The organism is Flavobacterium sp. CR10, from assembly GCF_055814415.1.
This window is the reverse complement of record NZ_CP185985.1, coordinates 2,239,079-2,253,260: the sequence shown is the minus strand read 5'-3', so window position 1 is coordinate 2,253,260 and position 14,182 is coordinate 2,239,079. Positions and strand designations below refer to the sequence as shown.

At 37.5% G+C, this 14,182-nt stretch carries 8 protein-coding genes and 2 rRNA genes; 2 read left to right on the top strand and 8 right to left on the bottom strand.

The window, feature by feature from the left end; all coding sequences use genetic code 11:
- Positions 1–12: 12 nt before the first annotated feature.
- The 6 genes from ACNRYB_RS10080 to ACNRYB_RS10055 all read right to left on the bottom strand — a co-directional run bounded on the left by ACNRYB_RS10080 (position 13) and on the right by ACNRYB_RS10055 (position 7,518).
- Positions 13–1,122 (bottom strand): endo-1,4-beta-xylanase, encoded by a 1,110-nt coding sequence (locus ACNRYB_RS10080; protein WP_129748929.1) that lies wholly within the window; start codon positions 1,120–1,122, stop codon positions 13–15.
- A 38-nt stretch (positions 1,123–1,160) separates the two neighbouring features.
- Positions 1,161–2,324, bottom strand: a complete 1,164-nt coding sequence (gene uxuA, locus ACNRYB_RS10075; RefSeq protein WP_473730241.1) for a mannonate dehydratase — start codon at positions 2,322–2,324, stop codon at positions 1,161–1,163.
- Positions 2,325–2,583: 259 nt separating this feature from the next.
- Positions 2,584–3,321 (bottom strand): SDR family NAD(P)-dependent oxidoreductase, encoded by a 738-nt coding sequence (locus tag ACNRYB_RS10070; protein ID WP_091498139.1) that lies wholly within the window; start codon positions 3,319–3,321, stop codon positions 2,584–2,586.
- Positions 3,322–3,483: 162 nt separating this feature from the next.
- Positions 3,484–5,637, bottom strand: coding sequence for an alpha-glucuronidase family glycosyl hydrolase (locus ACNRYB_RS10065; RefSeq protein ID WP_473729970.1), 2,154 nt, complete (start codon positions 5,635–5,637; stop codon positions 3,484–3,486).
- Positions 5,638–5,902: 265 nt separating this feature from the next.
- Entirely contained in the window at positions 5,903–6,931 is a 1,029-nt protein-coding gene (locus tag ACNRYB_RS10060; RefSeq protein ID WP_129748927.1) for a LacI family DNA-binding transcriptional regulator, read from the bottom strand.
- Positions 6,932–7,071: 140 nt separating this feature from the next.
- Positions 7,072–7,518 (bottom strand): PepSY-like domain-containing protein, encoded by a 447-nt coding sequence (locus tag ACNRYB_RS10055; RefSeq protein WP_473729969.1) that lies wholly within the window; start codon positions 7,516–7,518, stop codon positions 7,072–7,074.
- A gap of 289 nt (positions 7,519–7,807) precedes the next feature.
- On the opposite strand from ACNRYB_RS10055, the gene ACNRYB_RS10050 reads away from it, so the two are divergent.
- Together ACNRYB_RS10050 and ACNRYB_RS10045 are read left to right on the top strand one after the other, a co-directional pair.
- Positions 7,808–10,000, top strand: coding sequence for a tetratricopeptide repeat-containing sensor histidine kinase (locus ACNRYB_RS10050; RefSeq protein WP_473729968.1), 2,193 nt, complete (start codon positions 7,808–7,810; stop codon positions 9,998–10,000).
- A gap of 12 nt (positions 10,001–10,012) precedes the next feature.
- Positions 10,013–10,654, top strand: a complete 642-nt coding sequence (locus tag ACNRYB_RS10045) for a response regulator transcription factor (RefSeq protein ID WP_473729967.1) — start codon at positions 10,013–10,015, stop codon at positions 10,652–10,654.
- A gap of 321 nt (positions 10,655–10,975) precedes the next feature.
- Here ACNRYB_RS10045 and rrf read toward each other — a convergent pair.
- Together rrf and ACNRYB_RS10035 are read right to left on the bottom strand one after the other, a co-directional pair.
- A 5S ribosomal RNA gene (gene rrf / locus ACNRYB_RS10040) occupies positions 10,976–11,085 on the bottom strand.
- A 157-nt stretch (positions 11,086–11,242) separates the two neighbouring features.
- Positions 11,243–14,125 (bottom strand): 23S ribosomal RNA (locus ACNRYB_RS10035).
- Positions 14,126–14,182 lie beyond the last annotated feature (57 nt).

Here is a 14,182-nt window from a genome sequence, read left to right as displayed (position 1 = left end):
GTGTTTTGGGTATTATTTTTTAGTTTCTTTCAGCTTTATTATGCTGTCATAAGCTTTTTTATGTCTTAAATCTTTATCAAATGGAAGCGGATAATTGGTTCTTCCTTTGATCGGCCAGTCGTTTAACCAAGATTGTCCATCATGAACGCCCCAAAATGTTACACGGCTTATTTTGTCTTTATGCTTTAAAAATAATTTAAAAATCGACGCATAACGTTCTGCAAGTTTGTTTTGGATAGAATCTGGCAATGCTTTTGGATACGGATTCATTTTTTCGCTTCCTTCAAATTTCTGATTTACATCTGCACCTTTCAAATCCCATGGATTTGGCAAAACGGTAATATCCAATTCTGTAAAAGCGACTTTAAGTCCTAAAGCCGAATATTCTAAAATGCTTTTTTCTATTTCTTCTATTGACGGACTATTTAATCGCCAGTGCCCCTGAATTCCAACTCCATCAATTTTTCCGCCTGCTGCTTTAATTTTCTTGATTAAGGCAATCGCTCCAGCTCTTTTTGCAGGTTCTTCAATATTATAATCGTTGTAATATAGATCAACTTTCGGATCGGCTTTTGCTGCGAGTTTGAAAGCATCAGCCAAATATTTCTCTCCGAGTGTTTTCAAAAAAACTGATTTTCTCAAGGTTCCATCTTCGTTTAGAGCTTCATTTACAACGTCCCACGAGTTAATTCTTCCCTTGTATTTGGAAACTATCGTTGTTATATGATCTTTCATAAACGCTTTCATCTCTGTACTATCAGCAATTTTTTCCATCCAAGGCGCTAATTGGCTGTGCCAAATCAAAGTATGCCCATGAATAAACATTTTATTCTTCTCACCATAGGCTATAAATTTATCTGCCAGAGTAAAATCGTATTTATCTTTCTGCGGATGGGTAAACATTGATTTCATAATATTTTCTGCCGTAATCGCATTAAATTCTTTTCGGATCAGAGAATCTTCTTTTGCATTTTTTTCATTGATCTGATTTAAATCAAGAGCGGTTCCTATATAAAAATCATTTTTATAGGCATCTTTTAAAGTAAGATTTTCTTTCTGCGATGTACAGCTGATAGATACTAGAGCTGTAAAGGCAAATAAATAAGGTTTAATAAATTTCATGTCTTTGGGTTTAAATAGTTAATATTTTTTATTTGATTTTACAAATTCAATTTATAAGCAATTCCCATTTCAAGACCTCTTAATTCAGCCAAACCTTTTAATCTTCCTGTGAGAGAATAACCAGGGTAAGTTTCTGTTTTTTCATCCACTTTATGAAGAAAACCATGATCTGGGCGCATTGGAAGACTTATTTTTCTTTCGTTCATTAATAGTAGTAATTTCTCTATAACAACTTCCATTCTGACATTTCCATTTAAATGCTCCGATTCCCTAAAAATGGTTTCGCTTTCGCGGATAGTGTTTCTCAGATGCAAAAAATGAATTCTATCTCCAAAATCGTCTATTATTTTTTCGAGATTATTTTTGGGATCAGCGCTCAATGAACCTGTGCAATAACATAATCCGTTGGCAGTTGAAGGAACGGCGCTGAAAATAGCTTTCAGATCGGCTTCTGTTGAAACAATTCTTGGAAGACCTAAAACCGAAAATGGCGGATCGTCTGGATGAATAGCTAATTTTTGCCCATTTTTATCCGCAATTGGAGTTACTTCTGATAAGAAATAAATCAGGTTTTCTCTTAATTTTTGATTATCTATTTCGGCATAATTTTCTAAAAGAGATAAAATCTGTTCTGCTGTAAAATTGATTGTACTTCCTGGCAGTCCTAATAAAACATTTTTAAACAATAATGCTTTTTCTTCTTCAGATAACTGACTTCCAAATTGCAGTGCTTTTTCTTTTTGAGCATCAGAATAATCATTTTCTGAATTTGGTCTTTTCAAGAGAAAAACATCAAAATAAGTAAAAGCATCCTGATCGTATAACAAAGCTCTGCTTTTGTCTTCGTTTATAAAATTATGATTGGTTCGCACCCAATCCAGAATCGGCATGAAATTGTAGGTTATGGTTTTGATTCCGCATTCTGCCAGATTTTGCAAACTGATTTTATAATTTTCAATGTATTGCTGATAATTTCCCGAAGCTCGTTTGATTTCTTCATGAACAGGTAGACTTTCAACTACAGTCCATTCCAACCCTTCATTTCTAATCATCAGCTGTCTTTCCTGAATTTCTTCAACCGTCCAAATCTCGCCAACAGGAATCTGATGCAATGCGGTTACGATTCCGGTTGCGCCAGATTGCTTAATGTCAATTAGTTTAACATTATCATTTGGTCCGAACCATCGCATGGTTTGCTGCATTTTAATCATACTTCTTTTTTTTTGCCACTAAGGCGCTAAGGCACAAAGTTTTTTTTCTACCATTAAGGTATTAAGTTCATAAAGCTAAGCCTTTAATTATCCTTTTTTCTTTAGGTTTAAGTCCATAAAGTCACGCCTTAATTTCCTTTTTATCATAACGATTGAGTTCAAAGTTTTGCTTAATTTTCTTAATACCTTAATGGTAGAAAAACTCTAAAGAAAACCTTTAGGCCTTAGCGCCTTTGTGACATTTTCACAATTAAAAACCAATACTATTTCCACCATCAACTGGCAATACTGTACCAGTAGTATATTTTGATTCGCTTAAAGCGAAATAATATACCGCGTCTGCAATATCTGATGGTTCTCCTAAATACCCCATTGGTGTTCTTCCTAATACTTTATTTTTTCTTTCAGGATCGTTGTCAAGTGCCGTCGAAGACATTTTGGTTTTAATGAATCCTGGAGCAATACAATTCGCACGAATACCAAACTGTGCCAATTCAACTGCCATAGCACGAGTCATGGCTTCGATTGCGCCTTTGCTTGACGAATACGCAATAACTTTTGGGATTCCGTATTGTGATGCCATAGAACTTATATTGATGATGCTTCCTCCTCCATTTTCTTTCATGTTTTTTATCACTTCTCGGCTTACAGCAAAAACACTAAGCAAATTGGTATGAATTATCGAAAGAAAATCTTCATCAGTTACATCTGGAATTTCTTTTTTCATATTGATGCCTGCATTGTTAACCAAAATATCTACTGGCCCATTCTTCGTAATACTTGCGATCATTTCGGGAATTCCGGCTAGATTATTTAGATCAAAGATGACAGGAACAGCATTTTCACCAATTTCTTTGCAGGCTTCTTCTGTTTTTTCTTTTGATCTTCCGATTATATAAGTTGTGATTCCGTTGTCACAAAGTTTTTTTGCGGTTGCAAAACCTAATCCCGAATTTCCTCCGGTTACAATTGCCGTTTTTTTGCTCATAATTTTTATTATACATTTTTTGAACGCTGATGACACGGATTCGCTATAGCGAAAACGCTGATATATACGGATTTTTTATTCTTATTTTAAATGGAAAAAATCCGTCTTTTTTCCGTGTCTTCGCTATAGCGAATCCGTATCATCCGCGTTACAATTATTTATTTATCCATTCCCCGGTGCAAAAGGGAATTTTAATGATTTGAAATGCTCTAAAGTCTGCGTTGGTTTTTCTACACTAGGAGGAAGTTCTTTTCCTGAAAATTGCTGAAAATACAGCAAACAAGCATCGCGCCACCATTTTGCTTCTTTATACTGAATTTCCAATAACATTTCGACTTCTTTAAAACGTTCGCTGTCGATATATTTTTCCGTTTTCTTCCAAATCTCCTGCATCTCTTTGACCTGATTTACGCCTTCCTGATATTTTAGCGCCAGACCATTCCAAAGCGTTTGACCATTTTTTAGTTTATAATCCCACGAAACATGATGAAACCACAAAAGGTCTTTTTCAGGACAGGTTTCTAAGTTATCAAAGAGATTTGCGACTTCTGGTGCGTATTGCGAAACGGCATTGGTTCCCGATTTCGATCTGTCAAAACCAATCCCGTTTTTATCTGCTTTATGATAATAGGTCGGATTCCATTCTGGTCTTGATAAATTGGAAACCCACGGTCCTGGCCCATAATGATGTCCCGTGTCCATGATATGATGCAGACCAAGTGGTGTCATATAATTGACAACGGCTTCACGAGATTCTATCATGACATTTTTTACTGGTTTGATGAAGTTTTCATCATTAGAAAAAGTACTTCTTAACCATTCGTCGGCAATGGTTTCTGAATCCAGATACGGATTCCATGCCAGTCTTCCGAAACCGTACCAATTGGCCTGTGCAAACGGATGTCCTGTCCAGTTTAAGTCGTTTCCAATATTAGCAACGCCTGCGATTCCTGTTAGTTTATTTTGATATAAAGTGCCGTCAATCACTTTGGCGACGGTTGAACCTTTTCCTTTTTGATAAGTATCGGATTCCAGAACTTCCTGAAATAATTTAGGAAGGAAAACCAAATGCGTGCTGAAACCTAAATATTCCTGTGTAATTTGAAATTCCATCATTAAAGGCGTTTTTGGCATTGCTCCAAATAATGGATGAAATGGTTCTCGTGGTTGAAAATCGATGGCTCCGTTTTTGACCTGAACAATTACATTTTCCCTGAATTTTCCATCGTACGGCTGAAATTCAGCATAAGCCTGTTTGGCACGATCGTTCGCGTCATGTTCAGAATAGACAAATGCTCTCCACATAACTACTCCGCCAAAAGGCGCAACGGCATCGGCCAGCATATTGGCTCCATCGACATGATCTCTTCCGTAATTTTGTGGTCCTGGCTGACCTTCTGAATTGGCTTTTACCAAAAATCCGCCAAAATCTGGAATTCGTTTATAAATTTCTGCCGACTTGTTTTTCCACCAATTCATCACTTCAGGATCATTTGGATCGGCAGTCTTTAGCTTCCCAATTTCAATAGGCGCCGAAAATCTTGCAGTTAAATACACTTTTATTCCGTAAGGCCTGAAAACATTGGCCAAAGCTTCTACTTTCTCTAAATATTGCGGAGTAAGAATTAAAGCGTTTGCATTTACATTCGTTAAAACCGTACCGTTAATTCCGATTGAAGCATTCGCTCTGGCATAATCAATATAGCGCTGATCGATAAAATCAGGCAATTTCTGCCAGTTCCAAAGAGAAAATCCAGCGTAACCACGTTCGATAGTTCTGTCCAGATTATCCCAGTGATTTAGGATTCTGATATTGGTCTTAGGAGAATCAGCAATATTTAAGTTTTTAATCGATTTATTCGTCTGCAGTATTCTCAAGAAATTAAAAACTCCGTATAAAACGGCAACATCATTTTTTCCCGTAATAACAATTTGTCTTTTATTCTTAAGGGAAAAAGATCTTATGATAAAACCTTCATTATTTATTTTATCAAAATCAGACTGCAGTTCATTTTTAATTTCTGCATTTAAATTTGACTGTGAACCTACAATAATATTATTCTCTCCTTTTACTTCTGATTTAATTTCAGGAATATTTCCCAACATGGTCAAAAATGCCGTTTTCAGTTCTTTTTCAGCAATTTTTATGGTTTCAGAATTTCCTAATATTGCGATTCCTTTAATATTGTTTTTGTATTCTGAAGCCATTCCAGAATTGGTAACGGCATTATACTGAAGCCAAAGTTTATAATCCTTTTGTGCTGAAGCTGAAAAGGAAATCAGAAAAAACAGAAAAACAAATCTTAGTAAAGTCATTGGTTAATTTTATTCTTTTAAAATCTTTTTTTAAACAACAATATTTTATTTCTTGTTTAGAGCATTTGATAAAATTTTAATTCAAAAAATATATTATTCGAAATAAAACAACAATTGCAATCGGTTGCGTAAAAATATAGGATTGTTATGTAAGAAAAAAATTTTAGCTACTTTTTTTTCTAAAAAAATAATTTATATAACAAATAAAAGCAGGATAATTATAAAAACTATCCTGCTCTATGGTATGTTAAAAAATTTTTTAGCTTTATTTCTGAGTAGATTCTCTTGCGAGTACTTCTGTATTTAAAAAAGTGATTTCTTTAGCATCGTCATTTTTAGACGATTTTAAATTTTTAATGATAATTTCAGCCGCCGCCTTTCCCATTTTTTCAGCTGGATGCGTAATAGTCGATAAATTCGGATCTATAATCTGCGAAATTGGATCATTATTAAAACCAATAACTTTGAATTCTTCGGGTACTTTAATACCGCGTTTTTTAGCAGTTTGAACAGCGCTTACAGCCAAAATATCTCCTGGCGCAAACAATCCGTCTGGAAGTGGCTTTAAATCGAATAAAGCATTACTAGCTTTAACACCGTCTTCGTAAGTAACAGAATTTAGATTGATAATCAGTTCTTCCTCAATTTCGATATTATGATCTTTTAAGGCTTCTATATAACCTCTTTTTCTTTCGTTATACAGATTCCCTAATTCAGAACCAGCTGTAAAATGTGCAATACGAATACAACCTTGTTCAATGAGATGTTTGGTTGCTTTGTAACCTGCTGTATAATTGTCAATTACTACCCTGAAAGTATTATAACCTTTTGGAACCCTGTCGACAAAAACCAACGGAATATTATTGTTGGAAAACTGATGAAAATGAGCCGTATCTCTAGTTTCCATCGCTAGAGAACAAATTACGCCGCTTACGCGATTTGAGTACAAAGATTTCGCCATATTCACTTCTTCTTCATACGAATCATGCGACTGCATAATGATTACCGTATAATCCGATTTTTGAGCTGTGATTTCGATTCCGCTAATTAAAGAAGACAAAAAGGGCTGTGTAACGGTAGGAATCAAAACACCAATTGTCCTAGTTTTGTTGCCACGTAAACCTGCTGCTAAAGTATTTGGGACAAAACCCATTTCTTCAGCAGTTTTTTTCACTTTCTTAATCGTCTTATCACTTATCGTGTGATGATCTTTTAAAGCTCGTGAAATAGTAGATGTTGCCAGATTAAGTCTCTCGGCAATGTCATAAATCGTTACATGTTTATTTTCTTCCATGAAATAAAAAATAAAGATGTAAATATAAGCTATTTTCCCTCAAGATGTTCTTTAGAAAAACTGAGATTAGACAAAATATTCCCAACCAACCGTCTTATAAATAGCAGTTGGTTAGGAATATTAATTTCTGTCCTGATCCTTTATTTTTGAACATTGTTCTTTTTGTCTTTTAGAATTTTACCTTCTTTGGTAAACTCTAAATCAATTTTACTAGTCAGATCGACATCGAGATCTTTGTGTCCATAGTCGATGTGCGTTATTTTTTCGTTCGGATGATTTTTGGCTACATAAGCCTTAATATTATCTGGAATAAAATCGGTTGGAATTGGGTTATCTCCGCCATCAACTTCACGGTACGAACCGTCTTTCCAGAACTCCACCTCTGTTCCGTCTTTCAGTTTTACTTCATAACCTTTTTCTCCATGTTCAGGATCTTTTTGAGCTTTTTCTACCGAAGTATGGTTAAAATGCTTCTTCAGAAATTCCTGTGCCGGTTTTGGCAATTCGGTTACTTCGATTTTCTTCTGCGCGCTGGCCGAGATTGTTATAATAAACAATGCTATGGCTAAAAATATCTTCGTATTCATAATTTGATTTTTTAAATGTAGTCTCACTAATTTACTACAACCAAAAATGCATTCAAATGATTTTAAGAAAGTTTTAGAGTTTTAATCACACTTAAAAATCTGATTACCAAAGGTTTTAAAAACGGTTAATATCACAACTTTGCTTAATAATTTTATTTTTAGAAATATTATTTTGATTGTTTTGTAGTACTTTTACCTCCAAGCCAAGAATTAATTGGCTTCTTAAATCCCAAGTTTACAAGACTTTAAAACTATTCTATTTTTTATTTAGGATACAAACCAAAAGCGTATGGCGATCTGGTCAGGAAGATTATATTTATTGATTTTCATCTTTTTATCGTTTGGTCTGCAAGCTCAGATTGAAACGAAAAAGAAGAATTTTGTTTCCAGAAATCCTCTAAAAATTAAAGAGGATAAAAATACACTGGCCCTTTATGATTTGTACAATAAAGGCGAAGAGAAAAAGGCTTACAAAAAAGCACATTCTATTCTAAAATCAGGGACTGCGGACAATAGAGCTCTTGCAAGAACTAATCTGCTTCTGGCTTATTATTTCAATAAAAGAGCCATTATAGATTCTTCTATTTATTATACTCACCAGGCTCTAAAATTTAATACTGCTGTAAACGATTCATTAAAAAGCAGGCTTTTTTCACTTGGCTATAATTTGCTGGCCATCAATTATAAAAAAAGAGGTTTGCTGAATGAAAGTAAAAAATGGCACTTAAAAGGTATTGAAGCTTCTCAAAAATACAACGAAACAAATCTTTATTATACCCACACGCACGGTTTGGCACAAACATACAGTGAATTGGGCGATTATGACAATGCACTGGAATTGTTCAAACAATGTTTGGAATATAAAGATGACAACGAAATTATCTTAGGAAGTTATATCAATATTGGAGACATTTATTCGAAGCTGAAAGATTACGACAATGCCAATATTTTTTATAAAAAAGGAAAAGTACTCTGCGAAAAAACCAATAATAATCAGGGACGAGTTATTGTTTTACTAGGTCTCGGAGAGAATTATCAACTGCAAAATAAATCTCAGGAAGCTTTAAAAATGTTTCAGGAAGCACTTGCTATTGCTGATAAAAGCGAACTAAACCAACTGTCTATTGTTTCCCGCAGCAGTATTGGAGATACTTATATTTCTTTGAAAAAATACAACGAAGCTAAACTGATATTTTCTGAAGCGCTTCAGAAATCTGTTCATTTTGGTCTACTTCAAAATCAGAGTTATATTTATGATGAATTGAGAAAAATCGCTATTCTTCAGGACGATTATAAAAGTGCTTATTCATTTTTTGAAAAATCGACACACATAAAAGATTCTATCAATAATCTTCAGAAAATAAAAGAGATTAATGAGTTAGAAGTCAAATACAAAACGGCACAAAAACAAAAAGAAATCGAAACTTTAAAGTTTGAAAACGAAGCTAGAAAACTGACGCTTGCCAATCAGGAAGAGGCCATAAAAAACATGATTCTGCAAGAGGAAATTTCGAAGAAAAATAACGAAAATACAATTCTGGCGTTTCAGAATTCATCGAACAAAAAAAGAAATGAAATTGCTCTTTTAAAGAAAGATCAGCAATTGAAGGCTTTAGAAATCAATCAGCAGAAAAAAATGCGATGGTTTACCGTTATTGCTTTTCTGGTTTTACTTATTCCGATAATGGGCCTTTTGTTTCAGTATTATAAGCGATTTAAAGTTCAGCGTTTACTTAATATCAAACAAGCAGAAATCAGTTCACAAAAAATTGATGGCATTCTAAAAGAACAGGAATTAGAACTGATAAAAGCTTCGATAAGCGGACAAGACAAGGAAAGAAAGCGAATTTCGCAGGAATTGCACGATAGTATTGGCGGAAATTTAGCTGCTATAAAACTACAAGTCAATCATTTGAATGCTTCTGATTTTTCTACTATTCAAAGAATCAGTCTTCAATTGGATGAAACGTATCAGCAGGTTCGAAATTTATCACATACACTTCTTCCAAAGAAATTCAGCCAGAATAATTTTTTAGAAGTTCTCGAATCGTATTTGAAAAATATCAGTGAAGCAAGCAAAATCAAGATTTCGTATATTCCATTTCCGAAGAAAGAAATTAATGAACTGGATGAAAATATTCAGATTGAGGTTTTCAAAATTATCCAGGAACTTTTAACGAATACGATTAAACATGCAAAGGCTTCGGAAGTGGAAATCCAGCTGAACTATATTGAAAATATATTTAATGTTATGTTTGAAGATAATGGAATTGGTTTTGAAACGAAAAACTATTCTAAAGGAATTGGTTTTATTAATCTCGAGAACCGCATCAAAAAACTAAATGGCTCTTTTGCAATTGATTCGAAACTAAAAAGAGGTTCTATTTTTAATATAGAAATTCCGATTGCAGAACCGAAAATTAAACCGAAAATTAAAGGAATTGATTTGAAAAATCACCTTGATGAATTGAAAAGCAAGTAATATATTTGTTGAATGAACCCAGTTAACTTACTTATTGCCGACGATCATACAATGTTTCTTCAGGGAATTATTGCTCTTTTGGAACAGGAACCTAATATTACCGTTATTGACAAAGCGGCAAACGGAATTGAAGCGCTCGAAATCGTTAAAAAGGGAATTGTTGATTTTATTATCTTGGATATCAGCATGCCTGAAATGGACGGAATTGAATTGAGTAAAATCCTCAAAAAACAGTATCCAAATGTCAAAATATTGATTGTAAGCACACACAGCAATGTGATGGTTATTTCGAGACTAATTCGAATTGGGGTGAATGGATATTTGTTGAAAAATGCTGAAAAAATAGAGCTTTTAAAGGCTATTAATACAATTGCTTCGGGAGAAAATTATTTTGCGGAAGAGTTGGAAGAAAAGCACCTTTCGAATAGTTCTCGAATTGAAAAACAGGTTTCAAATTTAACCGAACTCAGCTCGAGAGAAAAAGAAATTCTGGTGCTGATTGCACATGAGTATAATACGGCAGAAATTGCCGAAAAAACGTTTATTAGTTTAAATACCGTAAATACGCACCGCCGTAATTTATTGTCTAAACTAAATGCTAAGAATACGGCGGGTCTTGTAAAATACGCAGTCGAAAATGGTTTAGTTGATTAAATTATATCTGACTAAACTATATTACTAAGCTCGAACAAAAGTAAAGCTCCCCAATGCTTATACTAATTATTCGAGCAAGTAATAAGAATCTGATTTTAATCAAATTAAAATTGCATGATAACATCAATTTAATTCTCCAAAAATATAGTTTGATACACCTCGTTTACATGACAATTTAATACAAAAGTACTCCTATTCTTGTTCTTTTAAATCACTATAAATAGTGATTTTTACTAGATTTTATACTTCCGTTTAAGTTTAGCATTCCAAAACCATATAAAAACAGAAAACCCCGTTTCCAACGAAACGGGGTTTTCAAAAGAAAGGCGACGACATACTCTCCCACATGACTGCAGTACCATCTGCGCAGGCGGGCTTAACTTCTCTGTTCGGGATGGGAAGAGGTGAGCCCCGCCGCAATAACCACCTTAAGGCTATTCGCTGCAAGCAGCTTCCGACTGTTAATTATCAATTGTGAATTGTTAATGATCAATCAGACAATATTTTAACATACTGGGATAAAGAAACAAATAAGCTTTTCTAGTTAAGAAAGTTCCTTCCTCCCCGCAGGGCGGGGAGGAAAAGTCTGTGCATAAGCTTACGGATTATTAGTACTACTCGACTGTGACATTACTGCCTTTACATCTGTAGCCTATCAACGTGGTCATCTTCCACGATCCTTAAAAGAAATCTCATCTTGTGGTGGGTTTCGCGCTTATATGCTTTCAGCGCTTATCCCTTCCCAACGTAGCTACTCTGCGGTGCCCCTGGCGGGACAACAGATACACTAGAGGTTAGTCCAATTCGGTCCTCTCGTACTAGAATCAGATCCACTCAAATTTCTAACGCCCGCAGTAGATAGAGACCGAACTGTCTCACGACGTTCTGAACCCAGCTCGCGTGCCACTTTAATGGGCGAACAGCCCAACCCTTGGGACCTTCTCCAGCCCCAGGATGTGACGAGCCGACATCGAGGTGCCAAACCCCCCCGTCGATATGAGCTCTTGGGGGAGATCAGCCTGTTATCCCCGGCGTACCTTTTATCCTTTGAGCGATGGCCCTTCCATGCGGAACCACCGGATCACTATGCTCTACTTTCGTACCTGATCGACCTGTATGTCTCTCAGTCAAGCTCCCTTATGCCATTGCACTCTACGCACGGTTACCAAGCGTACTGAGGGAACCTTTAGAAGCCTCCGTTACTCTTTTGGAGGCGACCACCCCAGTCAAACTACCCACCAAGCACTGTCCCCCGCAACACGGGGTTAGGCCTCAGATAAACAAAGGGTTGTATTTCAACAATGACTCCACAGCGCCTGGCGACGCCACTTCACAGTCTCCAACCTATCCTACACATCATTTATCCAAGGTCAATACTAAGCTATAGTAAAGGTGCACAGGGTCTTTTCGTCCCACTGCGGGTAAACGGCATCTTCACCGTTACTACAATTTCACCGAGCTCATGGCTGAGACAGTGTCCAGATCGTTACACCATTCGTGCAGGTCGGAACTTACCCGACAAGGAATTTCGCTACCTTAGGACCGTTATAGTTACGGCCGCCGTTTACTGGGGCTTCAATTCAATGCTTCTCCGAAGATAACATCTCCTCTTAACCTTCCAGCACCGGGCAGGTGTCAGGCCCTATACTTCATCTTGCGATTTTGCAGAGCCCTGTGTTTTTGATAAACAGTCGCCTGGACCTCTTCACTGCGGCCCCGATTGCTCGGGGCGACCTTTCTCCCGAAGTTACAGGTCTATTTTGCCTAATTCCTTAGCCATGAATCTCTCGAGCACCTTAGGATTCTCTCCTCAACTACCTGTGTCGGTTTACGGTACTGGTTCTTACTGCCTGAAGTTTAGAGGTTTTTCTTGGAAGCCCTTAGGCGCACTATCTCTTTGTCCGAAGACTCCGAGTACTATCGCATTTCACCAAACTCTCCGGATTTGCCTAGAGAGCCTATAGCTAGGTGCTTTAACGAACTATTCCGTCAGTTCGCGGCGCTTTCATCACTCCGTCACCCCATCACAGCAATAAGAAGTACGGGAATATTAACCCGTTGGCCATCGACTGTCCCTTTCGGGTTCGCCTTAGGTCCAGACTAACCCACAGCTGATTAGCATAGCTGTGGAAACCTTAGTTTTTCGGTGTGCGGGTTTCTCGCCCGCATTATCGTTACTTATGCCTACATTTTCTTTTCTGACCGGTCCAGCATACCTTACGATACACCTTCAGCCCTGTCAGAATGCTCCCCTACCACTTGCACATACATGCAAATCCATAGCTTCGGTAATATGCTTATGCCCGATTATTATCCATGCTCGTCCGCTCGACTAGTGAGCTGTTACGCACTCTTTAAATGAATGGCTGCTTCCAAGCCAACATCCTAGCTGTCTGGGCAGACAAACCTCGTTCTTTCAACTTAGCATATATTTGGGGACCTTAGCTGATGGTCTGGGTTCTTTCCCTCTCGGACTTGGACCTTAGCACCCAAGCCCTCACTGCTGCAAAACATTATATAGCATTCGGAGTTTGTCAGGAATTGGTAGGCGGTGAAGCCCCCGCATCCAATCAGTAGCTCTACCTCTATATAACTATTATCAGCGCTGCACCTAAATGCATTTCGGGGAGTACGAGCTATTTCCGAGTTTGATTGGCCTTTCACCCCTACCCACAGGTCATCCGAAGACTTTTCAACGTCAACCGGTTCGGTCCTCCACTGTGTGTTACCACAGCTTCAACCTGCCCATGGGTAGATCACACGGTTTCGCGTCTAACACTACTGACTAAAGCGCCCTATTCAGACTCGCTTTCGCTGCGGATCCATGGCTTAACCACTTATCCTTGCCAGCAGCGTTAACTCGTAGGCTCATTATGCAAAAGGCACGCCGTCACCCCACGAAAGGGCTCCGACCGCTTGTAGGCGCATGGTTTCAGGATCTATTTCACTCCGTTATTCACGGTTCTTTTCACCTTTCCCTCACGGTACTGGTTCACTATCGGTCTCTCAGGAGTATTTAGCCTTAGCGGATGGTCCCGCCGAATTCAGACAGGGTTTCACGTGCCCCGCCCTACTCAGGATGCCGCTATCCATTACGCTCGTTGCCCATACGGGGCTGTCACCCTCTATGGCGCTCCTTTCCAGAAGCTTCCGGTTCCTTGCGCATGAAATGTCGCGGTCCTACAACCCCGGCAATGCCGTAACAATGCCGGTTTGGGCTAATCCGCGTTCGCTCGCCACTACTTACGGAATCACTTTTGTTTTCTTCTCCTCCGCCTACTTAGATGTTTCAGTTCAGCGGGTTTGCCCACCTATCGGTGTGCTATATCTTCAATATAGCGGGTTGCCCCATTCGGATACCTGCGGATCGATCGGTGTGTGCCCGTCCCCGCAGCTTTTCGCAGCTTATCACGTCCTTCATCGCCTCTGAGAGCCTAGGCATCCCCCATGCGCCCTTATTTTGCTTATTGCACCAATCTTGCCTGTTAGAACAAGACCGTTTTTTTTGTTTTTATCATTGCCGATAAA